The sequence below is a fragment of the Sporosarcina sp. 179-K 3D1 HS genome (assembly GCF_047228905.1).
Classification (GTDB): domain Bacteria; phylum Bacillota; class Bacilli; order Bacillales_A; family Planococcaceae; genus Sporosarcina.
Window position 1 is genome coordinate 21,203 of sequence record NZ_JBFEGI010000004.1, and the last position, 21,438, is coordinate 42,640.

The 21,438-nt window shown below is 47.9% G+C and carries 19 protein-coding genes; 1 reads left to right on the top strand and 18 read right to left on the bottom strand.

The genetic code is table 11. From position 1 onward, the window contains the following. Window positions 1-258: 258 nt before the first annotated feature. From AB1K83_RS07490 to AB1K83_RS07575, 18 genes are all read right to left on the bottom strand, one after another. Window positions 259-1,698, bottom strand: a complete 1,440-nt coding sequence (locus tag AB1K83_RS07490; RefSeq protein WP_413057555.1) for a S41 family peptidase — start codon at window positions 1,696-1,698, stop codon at window positions 259-261. Window positions 1,699-1,769: 71 nt separating this feature from the next. After that, on the bottom strand, window positions 1,770-2,345 hold the full coding sequence (locus tag AB1K83_RS07495; protein WP_413057556.1) for a peroxiredoxin family protein: 576 nt from the start codon (window positions 2,343-2,345) through the stop codon (window positions 1,770-1,772). Then, window positions 2,342-2,971, bottom strand: a complete 630-nt coding sequence (locus AB1K83_RS07500; RefSeq protein WP_413057557.1) for a hypothetical protein — start codon at window positions 2,969-2,971, stop codon at window positions 2,342-2,344. The genes AB1K83_RS07495 and AB1K83_RS07500 overlap by 4 nt, the downstream gene beginning before the upstream one ends. 253 nt (window positions 2,972-3,224) lie before the next feature. Next, window positions 3,225-4,547, bottom strand: a complete 1,323-nt coding sequence (locus AB1K83_RS07505) for a murein hydrolase activator EnvC family protein (RefSeq protein ID WP_413057558.1) — start codon at window positions 4,545-4,547, stop codon at window positions 3,225-3,227. A 34-nt stretch (window positions 4,548-4,581) separates the two neighbouring features. Then, window positions 4,582-5,466 (bottom strand): permease-like cell division protein FtsX, encoded by an 885-nt coding sequence (gene ftsX / locus AB1K83_RS07510; RefSeq protein WP_413057559.1) that lies wholly within the window; start codon window positions 5,464-5,466, stop codon window positions 4,582-4,584. Then, on the bottom strand, window positions 5,456-6,142 hold the full coding sequence (ftsE, locus tag AB1K83_RS07515) for a cell division ATP-binding protein FtsE (RefSeq protein ID WP_413057560.1): 687 nt from the start codon (window positions 6,140-6,142) through the stop codon (window positions 5,456-5,458). The genes ftsX and ftsE overlap by 11 nt, the downstream gene beginning before the upstream one ends. Window positions 6,143-6,829: 687 nt before the next feature. Beyond that, on the bottom strand, window positions 6,830-7,180 hold the full coding sequence (gene cccB / locus AB1K83_RS07520) for a cytochrome c551 (protein WP_413057561.1): 351 nt from the start codon (window positions 7,178-7,180) through the stop codon (window positions 6,830-6,832). A gap of 356 nt (window positions 7,181-7,536) precedes the next feature. Next, window positions 7,537-8,638 (bottom strand): peptide chain release factor 2 gene (gene prfB / locus AB1K83_RS07525; RefSeq protein ID WP_413057733.1). Its coding sequence is split into 2 segments (ribosomal slippage): window positions 7,537-8,565 and window positions 8,567-8,638, totalling 1,101 coding nucleotides; the frame shifts between segments, so codons are not numbered across the junction. Between the two features lie 38 nt (window positions 8,639-8,676). Next, entirely contained in the window at window positions 8,677-11,184 is a 2,508-nt protein-coding gene (gene secA / locus AB1K83_RS07530) for a preprotein translocase subunit SecA (protein WP_413057562.1), read from the bottom strand. A gap of 180 nt (window positions 11,185-11,364) precedes the next feature. After that, the gene (hpf, locus tag AB1K83_RS07535; RefSeq protein WP_413057563.1) at window positions 11,365-11,931 is read right to left on the bottom strand and encodes a ribosome hibernation-promoting factor, HPF/YfiA family; all 567 of its coding nucleotides are present in this window, start codon (window positions 11,929-11,931) and stop codon (window positions 11,365-11,367) included. 144 nt (window positions 11,932-12,075) lie between these two features. Then, window positions 12,076-12,444, bottom strand: a complete 369-nt coding sequence (locus AB1K83_RS07540) for a PilZ domain-containing protein (protein ID WP_413057564.1) — start codon at window positions 12,442-12,444, stop codon at window positions 12,076-12,078. Between the two features lie 66 nt (window positions 12,445-12,510). Next, the gene (locus AB1K83_RS07545; protein ID WP_413057565.1) at window positions 12,511-13,983 is read right to left on the bottom strand and encodes a methyl-accepting chemotaxis protein; all 1,473 of its coding nucleotides are present in this window, start codon (window positions 13,981-13,983) and stop codon (window positions 12,511-12,513) included. Between the two features lie 17 nt (window positions 13,984-14,000). Further along, the gene (locus AB1K83_RS07550) at window positions 14,001-15,467 is read right to left on the bottom strand and encodes a methyl-accepting chemotaxis protein (RefSeq protein WP_413057566.1); all 1,467 of its coding nucleotides are present in this window, start codon (window positions 15,465-15,467) and stop codon (window positions 14,001-14,003) included. A gap of 551 nt (window positions 15,468-16,018) precedes the next feature. After that, entirely contained in the window at window positions 16,019-16,372 is a 354-nt protein-coding gene (locus AB1K83_RS07555; RefSeq protein WP_413057567.1) for a hypothetical protein, read from the bottom strand. Next, window positions 16,369-16,770: a flagellar export chaperone FliS gene (fliS, locus tag AB1K83_RS07560; protein ID WP_413057568.1), complete on the bottom strand. Its 402-nt coding sequence runs from the start codon at window positions 16,768-16,770 to the stop codon at window positions 16,369-16,371. Before fliS ends, AB1K83_RS07555 begins: the two co-directional genes overlap by 4 nt. Window positions 16,771-16,801: 31 nt before the next feature. Further along, a complete protein-coding gene (locus AB1K83_RS07565) occupies window positions 16,802-18,349 on the bottom strand; it encodes a flagellar hook-associated protein 2 (RefSeq protein WP_413057569.1) in 1,548 nt (515 codons plus the stop codon). A gap of 18 nt (window positions 18,350-18,367) precedes the next feature. After that, complete coding sequence (gene flaG / locus AB1K83_RS07570; RefSeq protein ID WP_413057570.1) at window positions 18,368-18,736, bottom strand: flagellar protein FlaG; 369 nt, start codon at window positions 18,734-18,736, stop codon at window positions 18,368-18,370. Window positions 18,737-18,910: 174 nt separating this feature from the next. Then, window positions 18,911-20,212, bottom strand: coding sequence for a protoglobin domain-containing protein (locus tag AB1K83_RS07575; RefSeq protein ID WP_413057571.1), 1,302 nt, complete (start codon window positions 20,210-20,212; stop codon window positions 18,911-18,913). Between the two features lie 221 nt (window positions 20,213-20,433). Between AB1K83_RS07575 and AB1K83_RS07580 the strand changes: the two genes are divergently transcribed. Continuing rightward, on the top strand, window positions 20,434-21,390 hold the full coding sequence (locus tag AB1K83_RS07580) for an MBL fold metallo-hydrolase (RefSeq protein WP_413057572.1): 957 nt from the start codon (window positions 20,434-20,436) through the stop codon (window positions 21,388-21,390). Window positions 21,391-21,438: the final 48 nt, after the last annotated feature.

Consider the following 21,438-nt stretch of genomic DNA (forward strand, 5'->3'; position numbering starts at 1 on the left):
ATCAAAAGAATCCAACTCCATGTGAATCGGAGACGAGATTTTCATGAAATGGGAGAAATGAAGGGGGGACTGTCAGGGCATAACTCTCACTGTGGATCAGGAGAACTGTCATGGCCAGAAAAACTCTCATGGCTATACGGCAAACTGTAAGGGCAATCCTCTGAATTGTCAGGGCTCGGACGAAAACTGTCATTCCCCCACCCCAGACTCACACGCCCCTCACCAACACAAAAAACCCGGCAAGCCGCCGGGTAATCCTCACCTATCCGTAATTTTATGGTGCATATAACCGATTGCCATTTGCAGTTGGCTGTCGTTTTTACTGTCTTTCCGATACGCTTCCACTTTTTCACGCAACGCGGTGAAGAAAGCGCGATCCATCGCATCGTTCGCATCTACTTCGGCATCAATCCGGAAGGCATGAACAGCTTCGGCAGTAGATTCATCAAAGTACCCGTCATCCCGGTCGACACTATAACCCAATCCCGTGAGCAACCTCTGTGCGTAAGCGATATCGTCGTGGAAGTCCCCCTCCGCGTATATTTCGGTTACCATCCGGATGTGTTCGGTAAACAAGTAATTTTGCTCCACTTCCAAATCAGTCCCGACCCCTTTGCCGTGAATCCATTGTTCTTTCGGCGTTAACCATTTATGGGTCGACAGTTTCATTTCCCCGCCGTTGGACAAATCCATCGTCTCTTGCACGGTCCCTTTTCCGAAGCTTGTCGTTCCGGCAATGAACCCCCGTTTCAAGTCCTTCATCGCCCCGGTCAGCACCTCGCTTGCCGAAGCGCTTCCTTCATTTTGCAATAACACGATTGGCATGGTTTTCAACTTTTCATCAAACACTAATCCTTCCGGCGGTTCGGTCACTAGCGGCGTCAGCGCCCCTTTTGCATCCTGCATATAGGCAAAAACTGTGTCATTCTGCAATAAACTTCCCGCGATATTGCCGACGCTATGCAAGTATCCTCCTGGATTGCCGCGCACATCGATGATGAGACCGTCCGCTCCTTCCTTCAAGATCCGATTCGTTTCCTCCTGCCATTCTTTCGCCGTTTCCTCGCCGAATGTCGTAATCGATATGTAACCGATTTTCTCGCCGCGCTCCTCCAACAGCTCCGCCGACACCGTCTTCACCGGAATCACATCCCGCGTGACCGTCACTTCCAAATGCTTTTCCAACTCCGGACGGAAAATCGTCATCGATACGTTCGTCCCTTTTTTTCCGCGAATCCGCTTCACGACGTCCCGTAACGTATCGCCGTCCAGCCGTTCGCCATCAATCCGGACAATCTCATCATATGGGCGCAATCCCGCCTTTTCCGCCGGCGATGATTTGATCGGTGCCACAATGATGAATTTCCCATTGGAACGGGTCAGTTCCGCCCCGATGCCGATCCGCTCACTGGCCAAAGATTCCTTATGAGCCGCCGCTTCCTCTTTTGATAAATACGTCGAGTATGGGTCCCCGATGACATCCGCCATGCCTCGTAAAGCTCCTTCAACGAGCATGTCCCCCTCAACCGGATACACACCCTTTTGCTTAATAACCTCAAACGCTTCGTCAATAACACTGAACGAACTTGTAGAACTCGTTTCCTTTTCCGCTTTCCCCGCGCAGCCGTCCAGCAACAGCAAACTAGCTGTTATCATTACCGCCAATACGGCAAATAAAAGAAACCGGCTTCTCCGCATACGCAACGCCTCCTCCTCCGTTCACTATATGAACCGAGGACAGACATTACGACCGAAGAAGCCGTCTTTTTTCATTTCATTTCTCGTACGAGACTTTTTATTATTTTCTCATCCATCGGACCGATATGACGATGGAAGATGACCCCATCTGTTCCGATAAAATACGTTGTCGGAATGATCATCACTTGATACTGTTGTGCAATCTCTCCGGTCTCATCCAACGGAATCGGGAAAGTCAGACCGTACGCATCGACAAATTGTTCAACTGCGGGAAGGCCTTTCTTTTCCCCTGACGTCAAATTGACCGCCAGAAATTCCACATTATCCTTAACTGCATTCTTCTTATAATATTTCTGCATATGCGGCATTTCAGCCTTACACGGCGGACACCAGGAACCCCAGAAATTCAAGACAACCTTCTTCCCTTTCATCTCAGACAATTTAACAGTCTCACCATCTAACGTAGTAAGCTCAAAATCCGGCGGTATCTCCCCTTTTTTCAAACCGGGTATGGAATCCATCGCCTTCTGTTCCTCCGAAGTATAGACGACCGGTTCCGGCTTATCCAATTTTGATTTCACCATCATCACGACCATCGCGCCGATCAGTAAAGCGGCGACAACATAGCCTATCGTTTTCTTACTCACACGATTTCCCCCGATCTTGGAACTCTTTGAAATAAAACCATTAAAGCCAAGCTGACCACAACCGTCACAGCAAGCGGGATGCCCAACAACCCGTCCGGTTGAAAGGAAGCGCCAAATATATGAACAGCCGCGGCTAATACGATCCACGAACCCACGGTTAGATTCGTACGTTTTTTATAATATACGATTAAAAATAAAGTAAAAATGACAGCAGTCATCCATCTTCCCAGCGTGTCACCCGGGTTCAAGGCTGCCATAGCCACTTGGAATACGGACAGAGCCACAATCCAAGCGGTCACTATCGAGGCCATCCCGATATGACCTTTCCCTCTCTCTCGAAAGAGCTTCATGATCATGACAATCAAGCCCAAGAAAAACCCAACAACCCCTCCGTGAAAATAAAGGATGGAAAGAGGAGCCGATAAGACAGTTTGAAAATCGGTCACAATGACGGAAAGTTTCCAGACGAGGACGAGCCAGAAGATAGAATCCGACACCAGATCCGCTTCTTGCTTTCCATACAGAAAGCGTACTGCAATATAGGATAGAAGAAAAGCGAGGAGAAGTGCAAGCCACGAAGAGGGAACCGTCAAACTCCATATAGTGAACCATTTCGTAACCGGCATTTAGCTTTCGCTCCTTTCCTACATGTATACCCTATATCGTATAGGAAGGGGGAATAAAAATCGATTGATTTGCTCAATCGAGGAGGTGCCTGTTCGGGTGGAAACTGTCATGGCAATTCATCCAACTGTAAGGACATTTTCCGAAACTATCATGGCTACAACGGAAACTCTCATGGCAATTCACCCAAAACCATCATCGTTGAATGAAACCCATTAAAAAATCCGCCCCATAACGAGGCGGATTTTGTTTCATTTAAAATGGTACATATCGAAGCGGGTTCACAGCACTTGGACCACTGGCCGACCAGTTGCCGATGTGGAATTCAAAGTGGAGATGCGGACCGGTTGAACCGCCCGTGTTCCCCAAGCCGGCGATATATTGTCCTTTTTCGACATGCTGGCCGCTGCTGACACCGATGCTCGATAAATGAGCATACAATGTCGTGAAGATTTGACCGTCAACGGAATGGGTGATCATGATGACATTCCCGTATGTCCCCATCGTGCCCGCATAGGAGACGACCCCATCGCCCGCTGCTACGACTGGCGTTCCGATCGAGTTGGCAATATCAGCGCCACGGTGTTGACGTTTGGTCCCACTGATCGGGTGAATCCGATAACCGAAGCCGGAAGTAAATCGTCCGGAAGCCGGCTTTGTCCATGTTCCACTTGCTACGGCAGGTGGTGGTGTATAACTGCCACCGCCACCGCTATTTTTCTGTCCAGCTCGTGCGGCTGCTCGCGCAGCGGCCTCTCTACGTTTGCGCTCTTCTTCGGCTTTCCGCGCAATCTCGGCGAGACGCTTCTGTTCTGCTATGATTTTTTGTTCAACTTCTTTGCTGACTTCATGTGTTTCATGCAGTTCTTCTTCAAGCTGGCCTTTTTCATTCTCCAACTTTTCCTGCTCTTTTTCGAGTTGGTTGATCAGATTGTTTTTCTGCTTTTTCTGCGATTCCAAAGAAGCTCTCATGCCTTCCAACTTCTTTTTATTCGCGACCTGCTCGGCTAACTTTTGTTCAACGAGCGCTTTTTCCTTCTCCAGCTGCTCAATATCGCGAGCTTGCTGATCCATGATTTTCCGGTCCGCATCCATCAAGGTATTAACGGCGGAAAAGCGGTCGATGAAATCTGCAAAACTATTGGCGCCCAATAGGACATCGATATAGTTGACGGAATTTCCTTTCACCTGCATGGCGCGGACCCGCTCACGCAGGACAACATCCCGTTCTGCAATTTTCTTCTCCAGGTCTTCGATGGAAAGTCGAAGTTCAGCGATTTCCTCTTTCGTGACCTCAATGATTTCTTTTATTCTCGCGATATTTTGATTCGTTTCTTCAATCTCGCCATTCAACTTAGAGATTTGATCGAGAATCTTTTCAATCGTCGTCTTTTTCTCTGCGATTTCTTTCTTTTTCGTATTAATATTTGAATTTATTTGGTTTTGTTTTTGTTCTAGTTGCTTATGCTCTTTCTTCAAATCGTTCAAGGAATTTGCCAATACGCCCGGTCCACCTAGGATGGTAGACAATAGAAAGACCGCAACTACGCTTGGCAGTAACAGCTTGTACTTTTTCAACTTCCCAGTTCCCCTTTCGGCTTCTCTTTTAGACTCAGACTTTAAGAAACTTGCGGACTGACATGAAACTTCCCCACGCCCCGATAAAGACACCCATGAAGAGGATTAGCCCGTTCAATTGGAAAATGAAAGGCGTCACATGGAGCAGTTGAAACAGCTCATCTTGCAGTTTGGGTGACCAGTTTTCGTATAATTTGTAATAGGCGATCGAAACGACAACCATCGGAATGATCGAGCCCAGGACACCGAGCCAGATCCCTTCCAGCAGAAATGGAATGCGCACAAAATTATTGGTCGCCCCGACCAGTTTCATAATTTCAATTTCTTTTCCTCTTGCCACAATCGTGATACGAATCGTGTTGGAAATGAGAAACATTGCGGTGAATAGGAGGGCTAAAATGAGGACCAATCCTACGTTTCGGCTCGTATTCAACACTCTGAACAGCTTTTCGACTTTGCCTTCCCCATAGACGACTTCGTAAGTGTAATCATATGTATCGATTTTCTTTGCGATAGTTGCTGTCGCATGCGGGTCTTCCGCTTTCACATAAAGCGCGTCTCCAAGCGGGTTGTTCTGTTTATATAAATTTAATTCATCCCCGAAAGAGAGAATCATCTTCTCCAATTCCTCATCTCGTGATGAATAAACGACTTCTAGCACGCCTTCCGTAGCCCGAACCTCTTCTTCCAACTTCTTGACGGATTCGGTATCGGCACCAGGATCGGCAATGACTTTAATTTCCACGTCGCTTTCAATATTATCCGCCAGCTGATTCAAGTTCATCATGATTACAATGAATACACCGACGAGTAGAAGGGTGACGGTAACAGAGCTGACGGATGCGAACGTCATCCAACTATTACGGCCTAAGCTTTTCAAACTTTCCCGGAAATGCCTTCCGATTGTTCTAGCTTTCATAACCGTAATCACCTCCGTACTCGTCCCGGGTGATTAAACCGCCTTCTACCGCGATAACACGATGCCGCAACGTATTGACGATTTCCCTGTTATGGGTGGCCATGACAATTGTCGTTCCACGCGCATTGATCTGTTCGAAAATCCTCATGATCTCCCATGATGTTTCAGGGTCCAAGTTACCGGTCGGTTCATCGGCAATTACCACTTTGGGGACATTGACGATTGACCGCGCAATCGAAACACGCTGCTGCTCCCCGCCCGACAACTCGCTCGGGAACATGCGCGCCTTCTGCGTCAAGCCGACCAATCCAAGCACATCATTCACTTTCGTACGGATGTTTTTTACCGGCTCTTCAATAACTTCAAGGGCAAACGCCACATTCTCATAAACATTCAATTTTGGTAATAGTTTAAAATCTTGGAACACGACCCCGATCTGCCTTCGTAGGTATGGGACTCTCTTGTTCCGCAAGGTGGCGAGATTGATGCCGTTGATGACGATTTCGCCACTCGTCGGTATTTCTTCGCGGTACATCATTTTGATGAATGTCGATTTTCCGGCGCCGCTCGGACCAACCACGTACACAAATTCGCCGCGCTCTATTTCGACATCGATGCCATTCGCCGCCACGACACCATTCGGGTATTTCTTATATACATTTTTCATCACAATCATGTTTTGAGACCACCTGATTCATAATCCTGTTTTTCGACTCAACATGGCCATTATAGCACGATTCGCCAATAGGTAGGTATTACAGTTATATTTCATTTTAAACCGACAGCATTCGTTGCCATGAAAACAACTCGGTACCAACCGACCAACCCCGATCCATGACTGAAAGCCTACGCTATTTTTCAATTAGATGTCGATATTTGATAACAACAATGCAGAAAAATGTTGAATGAAAAAATGATAGGATATTTTGGGGAATGAGGTAGGATTGCTGGAGATAATGCGGTGAAAGCAGCACTTTGGGTGAATCAACGAGATATGAGGGTATGGTTATGAGCGGGTGAATAAAATTATGAGCGCACGACACGAGTTATCAGCGGGTGAAAAAAGTTAGGAGCGCGCGGCAAGAGTTATCATCGAATGAACAAAGTTATAAGCGCGCGACAAGAGTTATCAGCAGCTGAATAAAGTTATAAGCGAACGACGCGAGTTATCAGCGAATGAACAAAGTTATAAGCGTGCAACGCGAGGTATCAGCGACCGAACAAAGTTATGAGCGCTCGACAAGAGTTTTGGCAGATAAACAAAATGATGAGCAAATGCTAGGAGTCATAAGCGAAAAACATCCCCTACGAAGGAAAAAACCGCAACGGACGCATGTCCGATTGCGGTTTGTGTGTCGAAATCTTATTTTTTCTCAGCAAGCCATTCAGCGACAACTTGAGCTTCTTCACCTTTAAGGAGTCCAGGTGGCATGCCACCTTTTCCATCAACGATAATCGTATTAATTTCTTCTGCGGAATAACGGGAGCCTACATCGTTCAGTGCTGGGCCGCTTGCCCCTTCCAAGTTACCGCCATGGCAGCCGATACAGCTGTTTTTGTAAAGTGCTTCTGGATCCGCCGAAGCCGTTTCGCCGCCTCCGGACGTACCTGTGTTCGCATCATTGTTCGTGTCACCTGCATTGTCGTTGCCGCCGCCGCATGCCCCAAGGACAAGTCCAGCACCTAGCATCATTGCTAACAGCTTTTTCTTCATTGTGTGACCTCCTATTGTGAAATAATGTGCTACAACCCTAAGTATACCAAAACCCGTTATCATTTCCCGTCAGTCGAGCGTCCGAATTTTATCAAATCAATGACAAACGAGAGTGAATTTCGATTTTGGCAAAGTCATCTACACTACACTATTCCCCACTTTCGGTAAGTTAACCGCGGAAAATGAAAAAAGCGCACCGAGGTGCACTTTTCCCCTTCTAGACTCCGGGCGCCAGCCAATCGAACAGCGTAGGGTTCGATTTGCCGTATTTCTGTGTCCTTTGCAGAAATTAAGGCACCAATAAGATAAGGTGGCAGCGCTTGTCGGGGCTGAACAGGCGCCCTACGCTTTTGTTATTAAGAAATACGTGAACGTAAATAAGCATTAATAAATAAATCAATTTCGCCATCCATGACTGCACCGACGTTGCCGGTTTCGGCGTTCGTGCGGTGATCTTTTACCATGGAATAGGGGTGGAATACATAGGAACGGATCTGGCTGCCCCAGCCGATTTCCTTTTGGTCGCCTCGAATTTCAAGCAACCGCGCTTCCTCTTCTTCCATTTTGATTTGATAAATTTTCGCTTTCAATAAATTCAGCGCGCGCTCCCGGTTTTTAATTTGCGAACGCTCAGTTTGGCATGTGACGATGGCGCCTGTTGGAATATGTGTCATCCGGACCGCAGAATCGGTTGTGTTGACGTGCTGCCCGCCTGCACCGCTCGAGCGGTACGTATCGATTTTGACATCTTCCATTTTAATCTCCACATCAATGTCGCCGTCAAATTCCGGCATGACTTCGATCGATGAAAATGACGTATGGCGGCGCCCTGAGGAGTCGAATGGTGAGATCCGGACAAGGCGATGCACGCCTTTTTCCGCTTTCAAATAGCCGTACGCATTATGCCCCTTGATGGACAACGTGACGGATTTGACACCCGCTTCATCACCCGCTTGGTAATCGAGCGTCTCGACCTTGAAGCCTTGATCATCCGCCCAGCGTGTGTACATCCGCAGCAGCATGGATGCCCAGTCCTGAGACTCCGTACCGCCTGCGCCGGAATGAATTTCAAGGACCGCATTGTTTTTATCATATTCATCGCTCAATAGCATTTGCAGCTCGAACGCTTCGACTTTCGTCTTGAATTCCTTTAATTCCGATCCAAGTTCTTCTTGGAGTTCAGCGTCAAATTCCTCTTTCAGCAGTTCAAGCGTCATTTCCAAGTTCTCCTGCTCGTCGTTCAATTCATTGAAATCGCCGACGATGTCTTTCAAGCCATTCGACTCCGAGATCACTTTTTGCGCGGAATCCTGGTCGTCCCAAAATCCCGGCTCGAGCATCACCTCATCGAGTTCCTGGATGCGTGCCTCTTTGTTTTCTAAGTCAAAGAGACCCCCTGAAGTCCGCTAATTTCTTAGCTGTTTTGTCTAACTCATTCCGTACATCGGATAATTCAATCATCGTGGTTTCCTCCTGAAGTTGGGTTGCCCGGCCGCTTACGCTTTGCCGTGGCAGTTTTTAAATTTCTTCCCGCTGCCGCATGGGCATGGATCATTACGTCCGATGTTCACCGCACGCCGTACCGGTTTCTTTCTCACTTGCTCGCCGTCTTCTTTCGGGTTGACAGCCTGCCCTTTCGCGACTTCTTCGCGTTCCAGGTTGTTGCGGATTTCCGCTTTCATGACATATTTCGCAGCATCTGCTTCGATGGCGGAGACCATCTCTTCAAACATTGCGAATCCTTCCGCTTGGTATTCACGGAGTGGATCGGTTTGGCCATAGGCGCGTAAATGGATTCCGCCACGCAGCTGTTCCATCGCATCGATATGGTCCATCCATTTCGTGTCGATTGCACGCAAGAGAACGACTTTTTCGAACTCGCGCATGCGCTCCTCCGACATTTCCTCTTCCTTCTCGTCATAGCGCTCCGTCACGGCATCGGTGATCAATTGTTTCAACTCTTCAGCCGATTTCCCTTCCATATCCGCTTTCGTCAAACGTCCTTCCGGAAGCAAATTGGCACCGAGATAATCTTCCAATGCTTTTAAATTCCAATCCTCCGGCTTTTCCTCGGTCGTATGGATTGCCACGGCATTGTCGATGACATTTGCAAGCATTTGTTCCAGCACGCCGCGGATATTGTCGGATTCCAAAATTTCATTCCGTTCCTTATAAATGATCTCCCGTTGCTGACGAAGGACATCATCGTATTGAAGAAGTCGCTTCCGCGCGTCGAAGTTATTCCCCTCTACCCGTTTCTGCGCTGATTCAACCGATCTTGACACCATCCGCGATTGGATCGGTGTCGTGTCGTCCATTCCCAGTTTCGTCATCATATTTTTCATTTGATCCGAACCGAAGCGGCGCATCAATTCGTCTTCCAAGGATAAATAAAATTGAGTAACCCCCGGGTCTCCTTGACGTCCAGAACGACCGCGGAGCTGATTGTCGATCCGGCGCGACTCATGCCGCTCCGTACCGAGGACCGCCAGACCGCCAAGCTCCTTCACACCTTCGCCGAGCTTGATATCCGTACCGCGGCCCGCCATGTTTGTCGCGATTGTCACGGAGCCGGGTTGCCCGGCTTCCAGGATGATTTCCGCTTCCCGACCGTGGTTTTTCGCGTTTAATACATTATGCTTCACGCCGAATTTCGTCAAGTACTTCGAAATGATTTCGGACGTCTCGATTGCGACTGTCCCGACCAGCACTGGCTGGCCTTTCTCATGTCGTTCCTTGATATCTTCCGCGACCGCCTTGAACTTCCCGTCCATCGTTGCGTAAATCAAATCTGCCCGGTCGTCCCGCGCAATCGGACGGTTCGTCGGAATCACGATAACGTTCATATTATAGATGTTCCGGAACTCTTCCTCTTCCGTTTTCGCCGTCCCGGTCATACCGGCCAGCTTATCGTACATCCGGAAATAGTTCTGGAAGGTGATCGTCGCCAGCGTCATCGATTCATTCTGGACTTCCAAGCCTTCTTTCGCCTCAATTGCCTGATGCAAACCATCGCTATAGCGACGACCTTTCATGAGACGACCTGTGAATGAATCGACGATGACCACTTCGCCTTCCTGGACGACATAATCGACATCGATGTGCATACTCACATGGGCTTTCAGCGACTGGGTGATCGCATGGTTGAGCGAAACATGCTTCAGATCGAAAAGATTATCAATTGAAAATGCCTTCTCTGCCTTCTCAATGCCCGCTTCCGTCAACACGACGCCTTTTGTCGATTCGTCATAGGAATAATCCTCGTCTTTTTTCAATGAAATGACAAAGCGGTTCGCCAACCGGTACAATTCCGCAGATTTTGCGGCTTGCCCGGAAATGATCAACGGCGTCCGCGCCTCATCGATCAAAATCGAGTCGACTTCGTCAATGACCGCATAAAAAAGCGGTCGCTGCACTTTATGTTCACTGTACAGCACCATATTGTCGCGCAAATAATCGAAGCCGAGCTCATTATTCGTACTATATGTGATATCCGCTGCATACGCTTCGCGTTTTTCTTCTTTTGACATACTATTCAAATTCAAGCCGACCGACAGCCCGAGATACTCGTACAGCTGCCCCATTTCCGTCGCGTCCCGGCTCGCCAAGTATTCATTCACCGTTACGACGTGGACCCCTTTGCTAGCCAGCGCGTTTAAATAAACCGCAAGCGTCGACGTCAACGTCTTTCCTTCCCCGGTTTTCATCTCGGCGATATTGCCTTCATGCAAAGCCGCAGCCCCAATGATCTGCACACGGAACGGATACATACCAAGCACTCGGCGTGACGCTTCGCGGACGACCGCAAACGCTTCTGCCTGGAGGTCATCCAATGATTCCCCAGCCTCAAGCCGCTCCTTGAACTCGTCCGTCTTCGCTGTCAGCTGCTCATCGGACAACTGCTCCATCTCTGTAGCGAGTGCTTCCACCTTGTCCGCCACTTTTTCCAGACGCTTTAAATCTCGTTTATTCATATCAAACATTTTATTTAATACGCCAAGCATTTATAGGTCACATCCTCATTTAGTTCACCCTTCATTTTAACACTGCGAAAAGCCTCATGCAAATGAGAACAGTCGGAATTTGGGAGGTGTGGGGCTTGCGGTAAGTGTGAACTCCACATCCTCACAAAAAACCAATCCCCCGGCAGACCTGCTGCACGGGGGATGGCATGATCACTTCATTCAGTTTGTTTCAATCAGACCGTATTTGCCGTCTTTTCGTTTGTAGACGATGTGCGTGCCATCGGATTCCGCATCTGTGAAGATGAAGAAATTGTGGCCGAGCATGTTCATTTGCAAGATCGCTTCTTCCTGATCCATCGGTTTTAAATCGAATTGTTTCGTCCGGACGATTGGGAATTCCGCATCTTCATCTGTCTGAGCCGGAGCGTCGTTTGATTTTTCATTGTTCACGGATGCGAAGAAAGCAGCAACGCCTTCGCGTTCACGGAATTTGCGGTTGACCTTTGTTTTATATTTTCGAATTTGACGCTCAAGCTTGTCAACGATCAGATCGATCGCAGCATACATGTCGTCGTGCCGCTCTTCCGCACGGAGTGTCAAATTTTTCATTGGAATTGTAATTTCCACTTTTGTCTGCTTATCATTATACACTTTCAAATTTACATGAGCTGTTGCATTTGCGCCTTCTGTGAAGTATCTTTCAAGCTTTTGAACTTTTTTCTCCACATGTTCGCGTATAGCTGGAGTCACCTCGATATTTTCACCGCGGATGTTAAAGTCTAGCATATGAACTCCTCCTTTATTTACCGATAATCCTTACTTCTACACGATACCCGGTAAACCCTTTAAAGAAACACGCCTTTTTTTATAAATTGTCGAAGTGTGGCGGATTATTGAATAAACTGCACTGGCTTTCGGAAGCGCGATTCATCACCGATTACTATCCGTTTCAGCACGCCTCCGCAACTTTAATTCACCGATGATCAGCTCGCCGATTTTCCGGTCCTCATCGAATTCAAATCCATACATATGCCCTTGGTTGAATGGCTTTTTCCATAGCACTGTCCCCGGTACTTCCAATGGATAGTTGTAGACTGTGAACTTCAGCGACAACCGGGGGGCTTCATCCTGTCCAATAGGGATGTCGTACGAAGAATATAGCTTTGCGCCGCCTGGGCTGAGATCGACCATCTTGCACTCGCCCGGATTCGACTGGCCCTCCGCCTTTAGAATCCGAAACTCGGCATCCAACGGCTCGCCGAACGTATATCTGAAATACTCGGTACGTTTATAAAGCATAGATCACACTCCGTTCCCTAGCTTATTGTACGTTTACTCTTAGTATAACAGAAAAAGTGCGAATCATTAAATTTCTACTAGGCTCATGGTCCGTTTCACCGTGTCCTCCAACGTCGATACAATCTGTTCATTATCAGCTACGGTCATCTGGATCGACGCATTCAATTCCTCCAAAGAAGCACTTGATTCGGAAATCAAATCGGCCACCGTCCCGGTCATCCGCATAATATCCGTCGTTTCTTGCGTGATCAATTCCATTTTCCCATCAAACATCTCGAATTGGTCATGGAATCGGCTTAGGGTGTGGTGCATTTCGGCAACATCCGTCTCCGCATTGGCGGTCATGGCCCCCTGCTCTATCAATAGTTCCGTGCTTTGTGCTAGGTCCCGGCTCGACCGCTCGTTCATCGCGTTGACATTTGCCAGATTATTGTTAATTTCCGTTAAAGTAGTCGCTGTCATCCCGGCGAGCTTGCGAATTTCCTCTGCCACGACTGCAAACCCTTTCCCGTGGACTCCCGCCCGTGCCGCTTCGATCGACGCATTCAGCGCCAGCAAATTCGTCTGCTCGGTAATCGTCGCTATCGATGCGGCCAGTTCATTCGTCTTCCCGATATTGCCCGACAGTTCGTGGAAGGATTGATTCAACCCGCCTAAATAGGTTTGCACGGCTTCCATCCCGCGCCTCATCGTCTGCATCCGTTGTACAATCTCCTGTGAACTCTCGCATACATTTCGGGCTTCGTCCGCCATGACTCGTGTCTCCTGCAACATGTCTGTCACGTCTTCCTGTGCCCGCCCTGCATTTTCCGCAATGTTCAACACTTGCGCCGCTTCCTGCTCGACTCCTGCCGTCACGCCATTCATGATCGATAGGAGTTCCTGTTGCGACTCCAAATGACGCGTGGCCGTCTCCCCAATCGACTGCAGATCGCCCGCCACCCGCTCCACTACCGCGTGTAAGGCCAGATGCTTCTCTTCTTCCGCAATCGCTTGTGCTGCTTGTTCCTCCGTAAACAAGTCGAGTCTCTCCTGCAACTTCCGCATCTGCTTGATTTGAATAAACAATCCGACCCCCATCAAGATCAGCACAAGCGTCAGACTTCCCTTGCTGGCTGCAATCTGCTCCTGATGCGGGTACTTTACCAGAAAGACGCCCATAACCGACATTGCCAACAAAGAGCCATACGCCATGATGCCCATCGACAAATGGACACTCGCAATTCCCGCAACGAAAAACGCGATGCCCGCCGTCGCAATGGACGGATCACCTACAACACCGTTTAAAATTGCCGCAAACGCTGTCAAACCAAGCGTGATCCACGGAAAAGCCCGTTCTACAAACCGGACTTTCACCGAAGCCAAATACACGATAGTCGTCAACACAGCCGGTATGGCCATACTCACCGTCTTCATGAACCCTTGTCCCGTCAATAAATAAAAGATCAACCCGATGAAGCTTGAACCGCCTAGCGTAACGAATAAAATAAAGTTCTTTCTCGCGAACTCCTTTTCCCGAATCGCCTCCACGTTCTCCATACCGTCTCCCCCTCTTTTTATTGTCGTATCCGTACCGCCTCTTCATGTGTTTGTTGTATATATCCGGAAATTCTTTGTTGATCTTCCGTCAGCTCGGTAAGCGTGGCACTCAATTCCTCGATCGTCGCTGTGCTCTGCTGCATGATTGCCGCGAACTGTTGTGTGCGCTCACGTATCGTGTCGCTATTTTCATTGATTTTCCGGAAGTCCTGGATGAACACCGATAATTCTTCCCTCAACTTCCCCATTGTATTAAATAAAGCACCGAACGATCGATCCGATTCCTCCGCAATAGCCGTCTGCATGTCGACCTGCCGCAATCCATCGTCGAGTTTTGACAAGGCCAGTGTGTTATAGTTGTTCACTTCCGTCAAATTCGTATCAATCTTCTTGAGTGTCGCATCCGTCATTCCCGCCAGCTTTCGGATTTCACTCGCTACGACAGAGAAGCCTTTCCCGTGCTCGCCAGCACGTGCTGCCTCGATGGACGCGTTCAAAGCCAGTAAATTGGTCTGATCGGTTATTTCTTTAATTGAACTTGCAAACCCGTTTGTCTCCGTGATTTTCTCGGATAACCTGTTGAACGTTTCCGTTAACTCGTCGAAGAAAACCGCATACGAGTCTATGCCGGCCTTTAATTCAGCCATATTGACCGTGCCCTCATCCGCTTTTTGCCCAGCTTCCTCGGCCTGCTCCACGATCTCTGTCAAGCCTTCCGATATATGTTGTACTGCTTCATAAGTGTGTTCCGCATTCCGTGCAATCGTCGTAATATGATCCGTTTGTTCCTGGCTCCCTGCGCTCACTTCATGGACAGCCGCCAACATCTCGCGTTGCGAATTTGAAGCGATCTCTGCACCTGCCCGGATTTGCGCCAAGTTTGCACTGATATTCTCCACAGCTTCGTCCAAGTGTTGAGCGTGGGCCTCTTCCTCTTCCGCCTTCTCTGCCGTCAAGGCGACAAGCTCCTCGATATGCGTAAACATCCGTCCATTTTGCCGGACCAACAGAAACAGGACAACACCCGATAGGAAATGAAGGATCAGAAGATTCAACCCGCTCCCCTCCACCAATGCCGGCTCCACGAAATATTGATTATTTAACAGGAGTGCAATGAAGCTCAATGTGTAGCCAACTATGAGAATCTTGACGACACCATGGATCGAACCAATGACCAGCAACAGGATAATGATACCGATGGAGCCCAAATTGGCACCGGATAGGAAGATGACACCAAGCGCAATAAAGAAATTAAGAAAAAGTAGGATAAAAGGCAGAGTCCGGGAAATTGCTTTCACCCGAAGACTAATGATGTAAAAAAGCCCTGCTAAAATAAAAGGAATCGCCACCGAAAAAATGATAGCCGGATTGGACCGCTGAACAAGCTGAGCCGCTAAACCAAGCCCCGACGCGATCAAGAAGCCCGTCGTCATGATTTTATTTTTTTGAAGCCAATCATTTTTCTTTAATTGTTCAATTGACAATCCAAACACCCTTTCCCGCCCTAGTTATTTTCGAATAGTTATTTTACAATAAAGTATGTAAAATATATCATGAATGAACAATCATTCATATAGGATAAATAACTCAATTATTAGATAAATAGGTGTATTTTTGCCTACTTAAGGCGTTTACGGGGAAATTCTAAGACACGTTTTAATTGAGTGATAGAATTACGACCAAGTGGCGAAGGATTTCGACCATTCCATAAAGGAATACGACCAATAGATCGAGAATTACAACCACGTGATCGGATTCCTACCATTTCTTCGAGAAATACGACCATTTCGCCAAAAAGTACGACAATCGACGTAAGAATTGCGTCTATTACCGGGAGAATCACGACCAAGTGAGAGTTGGCCAACCTAGTGCGAAAGTATTACAGCGATTAGACTAAGGTTTCAACTCTTCCTCAGGAGTTCTCCAACTATTCCGTAGGGTAGTCCAACCATTTGACGATGTTCCGCAACTATCAATCGCCGCCCCCTGCTCAGTTAAACAAAAAGCCCAAAAGAGAAATCATCTCTTTCGGACCTTATTGTTTCGTATCGTAATAGCCGCCGTCCCGTCCTAGATTGCTGTAAGGATTGACGTAGCTTTTCATGTTGTCTTTTTTGGCTTGGGTTTCGGTGATGTTGTGCCGGATCTGCTTTAAAAAGGCGGCAAGCTGCTGCTGGACCTTTTGCTCGAGTACCATCAGATCTTTCCCGAAGGCTTCTTCTTCGGGAGTGTGTGGTGCCGCAACATGGGGTTGAAGCTTATCCCGTGCATCAAGCAGACCTTCGATTTCCTGGATGACTTCGTCGCGTTCCGCTTCGCCATTCCGTCGGGTGGCAGCCAGCAGTTGTTCCGTCACATCATGCCAAGCGGTCAGTGCAGGACGGATCATATTTCATCCACATTGGCATATTGTTTTTGTCGATTGATTTGGATCACTTGCTTCCAAGTGTCGCGGAATTCGGTGATGATGTCCGACGCCTCGTCGAAGAACTTGCTGTCGTTCTGAATATTGCCTTCTAAAAGCCGGTGGTTAACGAACTCATAGAGGACCATCATGTTTTTCGAAATCGGCATCGATGTGTCCAAGGTTAGCATCAATTCAGTCACAATCGCTTGCGCCTTCTGGACCGCTTTGTTCTTCTCCTCGATGTTCCCCTCTTCCAATGCTTTCTTTGCCTGCAAAATGAACTTCAGGCATCCGTTGTACAGCATGAGCGTCAGCTCGCCGGGCGTTGAAGTGTTCACCGAGTTGTTCTGGTACGCTGCATAAGGATTATTAATCGCCATTATGTGTATCTCCTTTTGTCCTACTTATTACTTACATGCCACCGCCGAAGGAACTCATCAATTGGGCTGACTGGGCGTTCGCGCGTTGGATAGCCCGCTCCATCGCTGTGAATTGCCTCCAGTACCGGTCTTCTGTCATTTTTAGGCGGTCTTCAAACCGGTCGATCTGGTTATTCATGTCTTTCAAATTGCGCCCCAGAGCGAAGGCATCGTTCGTGTCGCCAGCACGTCCCGCTTTACTGCGAATGTCCTTTTGTGCGTCCAGCAGCACTTGACGATATTGGACCGCAATTCCATTATTTTTTTCGTTATCCTTGTCTGTCCGACCGATCAATTTATATACTTTATCCGGATCGGCCGCAATCGCTTCCCGCAACTTGTCTTCATTTATCAGCAATTTTCCGTTGTCGGTGTAACTTGTAGAAACTGTAATTCCAATATCACGTAAACTCATCTTGTCATTTGGGTTATCCCCAACCTGTACGGAGCTACTCATAATTGTACGAAGCTGAGAGAGCATGCTGGAAATCATAGGATCGTTGCGCAACGTCCCACTCTTCGCCTTCTCTTCCCATAGCTCGATCTCTTTTTCTTTCATTTCCTTCTTCTGTTCATCCGAAAGCGGTTGGAAATTCCGATACTTCGGCTCCCGGAGTTTGGCGTTCAATTCTTCGATCATTTTATTATAGTCGTTGACGAATTGAACGACAGAATCCACGATTTTGTCAGTGTTCGGTGCGGAGCTGAAGGTTACAGCGTTGGTAGTCGATACCGGATCTGTTTGATTTGCTGGAAGTGGATCCGTCACTTGCTTTAGATTAATTTCAAATCCGTTAATTTGGAATGTATTGGATGGGCGCTCTGTTCTTAATCCATTAAATGTAAATACAGCATTTTTTCCTTCTTGGGCAGAGGCCCCTTTACCCGTCGTTAAATTTAAATGATTGGCCAAATCACCGCTAACCTGGATAATATTATCGGCTTCACTACCCCCGCTGTTTTTAGCCGTCATTGCAATCCTTCCTGTATGCGCATCATAGAACGCACTTACACCAGTTTCTTCATTGATTCTTGAAAGTACTTTACTAATTGTGTCGTCCGCAGTAAAGATTAAGTCTTTGGGGGTGGTTTCCCCTGGCACCTGAATGGAAACTTTAATATCTCCTGTGTTAAAGTTCAGTTCTGACAGTTTTAACGTCTTAATTTCCTCATCTGTGTAAGTAGTTGTAAGATCGCTCTTAGTAATCGCTCCACCCTGCAATGTCGCCTGTTTCGCCAACTGATGTACTGCAATGGTTCCCGAGAAATCAGCCGTCGCATTGAGAGCCCGTATATTGACAGCATTTGTATTCGAGACCGTCACCGTTTTCTGGAGATAATTCCTTTCCTTTTGAACGGTATCAAACAACTTATCACTTTGTGTCAGCAAATTCCGGTTAATGCTCCGGTAATCGTCCAGTTGCCATTCTAAGTATTGCTTTTTCTGTGTTATCTTGTCCAACGGGAGTCGGTGGGCTTTCATCATGTCGCGGATGATCGACTCCGTGTCCATTCCCGTTGCCAAACCACTGATTCTCATGTTTCTTCACACCTTTTCTTAAATTTTCCGGTCGATGAGCAGCCCGACGAATTCGCGCATGGCCGCGTGGATGTCCATCAATTTCTTCGATGGGATCTCGCGGACGATTTCGTCAGTTTTCGAATCGACGATCGTTACATAGTACTCGTGTAACTGATCATGTAGTTTAAAGCGTAGTTGCGTGTTCGTGCTCTCCAGAAAATTGTTCATGCTTTCTGTCATTTGCTTTGCTTTTTCAAGCGGCAATTCCTTTTGCTCTACCGCTAGCTGTTTTGCTTGTATCGCTTGCACTTCGCTGACCATCTCAACATCCTTGTTGAATGCCACGCTTTCGCCTGCCGCACCTGTTTGCGCTGTGCCAGGACTTCCCCCAATCCGACTGACCATCTCCCATACCTCCTTGTACTTGAAAACGCTCGTTATTTCTATTATCGGCGAGCCCAGTCCGATGTTGAGCAGATCTTGGAAATTCCCGACAAACACGGGATGCCAGGCACAACCACCATTCGCGTAGTGCTTGCGAATGGTGGCCGAAGCCTGGCCACCTGGAGCAGATTTCTATTAGAAGCTTTGTGTCGTCTCGTTCAGTGTATCCGCCGAATTGGCGATCTGCTCCGTTGCCCGGCCCATTTGCCCGATGCCTTCCACGAGTGCCTGTAACTCGCTGACCGCTGAAGTCACGTAGCGAATGTTCGTATCCATCGCGAAGACGATTTCCTCGAATGCCGTTTTTGTCCCAGCCGAATCGTCACTTCCTTCGGCAATCCTCTCCCGCATCTCCGCAAGTGTGTCCACCGCCTGTCCGATTTGGCCGCTATTACGTTGAATTAATTCCGTAATCTGCCCGATTGAACGCTTCGTCTCGTCCGCCAACTTCCTGATTTCATCCGCCACGACGGCAAAGCCTTTCCCGTACGCCCCCGCTCGTGCCGCTTCGATGCTGGAATTCAACGATAGCAAGTTTGTCTGGTCCGCAATCGTCCGTACAATTGAAATCACTTTCTGGATTTCCTTCGAAGAACCATCCAATTGCCCCATGATTCGCCGCATTTCATTCGCACTTTTCTCGATCTGCATCATTTTCTCATGTAGCGACTCCATTTGCGCGTAGCCGTCGCGTGCCAGCCCTTGCGTGATCACGGATTGCTCTTCTGTCCGCTGCACCGTCGCCGCCACTTCATTGCTGCTCGCGATCAGCTCTTCCATGGACGCTTGCGTTTCTTCGCTGATCGTCACTAGATCCCCGCTCGTTGCGCCGATCCGCTCCTTCACTTCATCTCGTACTTTTGCATTTTCTTCCTTAATGCCACGCTGATAGCTTTTATGATATTCCTCCAACACCAGTTGCTGTTCAAAATTAAACATCTTTGTAACCGCTCCCATAAAGCGATACACATCTTGTGGGTTGTCCACTTTCTCCAGAACGCAGCTCAAAATCGCATCCTGTAACAACTGAAATGCTCCAATATACCAATGCGGATCGAGATCAATCTCATAATGAACCCGAGCAATCGTCATCCGTTGCTGAATGAATGCGTCATCGATGTTTCCGTCCAGCATTTCCGACAAATGGAGACTGAGTTTCCCTTTCAATCGTTCCGGCGAGCTGTGCCGAAAAATAATCGTTTTCAATAGAGGGACTTTTAATAATTTCGCATAGAACTTGTCCACCAAATCTTCCAATTGCGGAGCGATGATCGGCTTCATCTGTTTCATGACTCGCAAATCCTCTTCCGACAAACCGATCAGCATGGCTTGCCTTGTCATTTGTCCGTCCTCCAACTGCATTGTCACTGGCTGCAATTTACTCGCTTCAACAAGACCCTCATTCCTTTTACGGAATATGCTTATTAGACTGTTCACGAAATACCCTCTCTTTCAAATGATAATCCACTTCTAGAATTACATTAGAACTTATATCTATTATACTAATTAAGTTTAATATACAACTAAAAAGTTGATTCTTTTTGAATAAAACGACCTATCCCAGTCTCATTTCCGTCACAAAACAAGGAGAACCTTTCCAATTGTAGAAACTAAAGTAGAGGGAATGAAAATTATTAATTCAACTGGGGGTAAGTGGAATGCAGCCAAAACAACCGATCAAATTGAACGAACGAATCTACATAATCGATGGATTCGACCTTGGTTTAGAAGAGCGGACCGGGACGTATATCATCATGGAAGAAGAAATCACATTGGTCGATACGGGACCGAGCACATCGATTCCTTACGTAAAAAAAGGGTTGGAGGCACTCGGGATTCCGTTGGACCAAATCAAGTACATCATTGCGACACATGTCCACTTGGATCATTCTGGAGGAGCCGGACTGCTCATGACTGAATGTCCGAATGCTAAAGTCATCGTTCATCCAAGAGGGGCCCGGCATCTAGCGGATCCTAGTCGACTGGTGGCGGGCGCACGAGCGATCTACGGTGATAAATTCGATGCGCTTTTCGCGCCTGTCGTACCGATTCCGGAAGACCGGATTTTAGAGATGACAGAAGGCGATACTTTGAAAATCGGAGAAGCGTGCACGCTGGAGTTCTGGGATACGCCGGGACACGCCAATCACCATATCGGGATTTACGACCCTGTCAGCAACGGCATTTTCATCGGAGACACGGCGGGCATCCGCTATGCGCCTTTGATTCGCGACGGAGTGGAGTTCTTCCCGCCATCCACTTCACCGAATCAATTCGACCCTGATATGATGCAGCAATCCATCGATCGATTTACAGCGAAGAACCTCGATGCGTTGTATTTCGGCCATTTCGGCATGAGCGACACGCCGAAGGAAACGTTGCAACAAGTGTCCGAATGGCTCAAGTTATTCATGGAAGAAGCCGAAGCGGCAGCTGCCAATGAAGAAGACCATGAAGCGTTGGCGGAGCGTCTATTGAATCGGGTTCGGACCCATCTTCGGGAGCTTGGCATCCCGGACGATCATAGTGCCTACCGAATGATTGAACTCGATATGTCCGTCAGTGCGATGGGGATTGTGGATTACTTAGGAAAGAAAGCGAAACAGGTAAGGTGATTCGTGGAACTGGCACACTCAGAACCATAACCACTCAAAAAGCGTTGC

Bases quoted from the DNA above. Each gene is read 5' to 3' on its own strand.
- AB1K83_RS07490 (WP_413057555.1), bottom strand. From the start codon at position 1,698: ATGCGGAGAAGCCGGTTTCTTTTATTTGCCGTATTGGCGGTAATGATA.
- AB1K83_RS07500 (WP_413057557.1), bottom strand. From the start codon at position 2,971: ATGCCGGTTACGAAATGGTTCACTATATGGAGTTTGACGGTTCCCTCT.
- ftsX (WP_413057559.1), bottom strand. From the start codon at position 5,466: ATGAAAGCTAGAACAATCGGAAGGCATTTCCGGGAAAGTTTGAAAAGC.
- ftsE (WP_413057560.1), bottom strand. From the start codon at position 6,142: ATGATTGTGATGAAAAATGTATATAAGAAATACCCGAATGGTGTCGTG.
- cccB (WP_413057561.1), bottom strand. From the start codon at position 7,180: ATGAAGAAAAAGCTGTTAGCAATGATGCTAGGTGCTGGACTTGTCCTT.
- secA (WP_413057562.1), bottom strand. From the start codon at position 11,184: ATGCTTGGCGTATTAAATAAAATGTTTGATATGAATAAACGAGATTTA.
- hpf (WP_413057563.1), bottom strand. From the start codon at position 11,931: ATGCTAGACTTTAACATCCGCGGTGAAAATATCGAGGTGACTCCAGCT.
- AB1K83_RS07540 (WP_413057564.1), bottom strand. From the start codon at position 12,444: ATGCTTTATAAACGTACCGAGTATTTCAGATATACGTTCGGCGAGCCG.
- AB1K83_RS07545 (WP_413057565.1), bottom strand. From the start codon at position 13,983: ATGGAGAACGTGGAGGCGATTCGGGAAAAGGAGTTCGCGAGAAAGAAC.
- AB1K83_RS07555 (WP_413057567.1), bottom strand. From the start codon at position 16,372: ATGATCCGTCCTGCACTGACCGCTTGGCATGATGTGACGGAACAACTG.
- fliS (WP_413057568.1), bottom strand. From the start codon at position 16,770: ATGGCGATTAATAATCCTTATGCAGCGTACCAGAACAACTCGGTGAAC.
- AB1K83_RS07565 (WP_413057569.1), bottom strand. From the start codon at position 18,349: ATGAGAATCAGTGGTTTGGCAACGGGAATGGACACGGAGTCGATCATC.
- flaG (WP_413057570.1), bottom strand. From the start codon at position 18,736: ATGGTCAGTCGGATTGGGGGAAGTCCTGGCACAGCGCAAACAGGTGCG.
- AB1K83_RS07580 (WP_413057572.1), top strand. From the start codon at position 20,434: ATGCAGCCAAAACAACCGATCAAATTGAACGAACGAATCTACATAATC.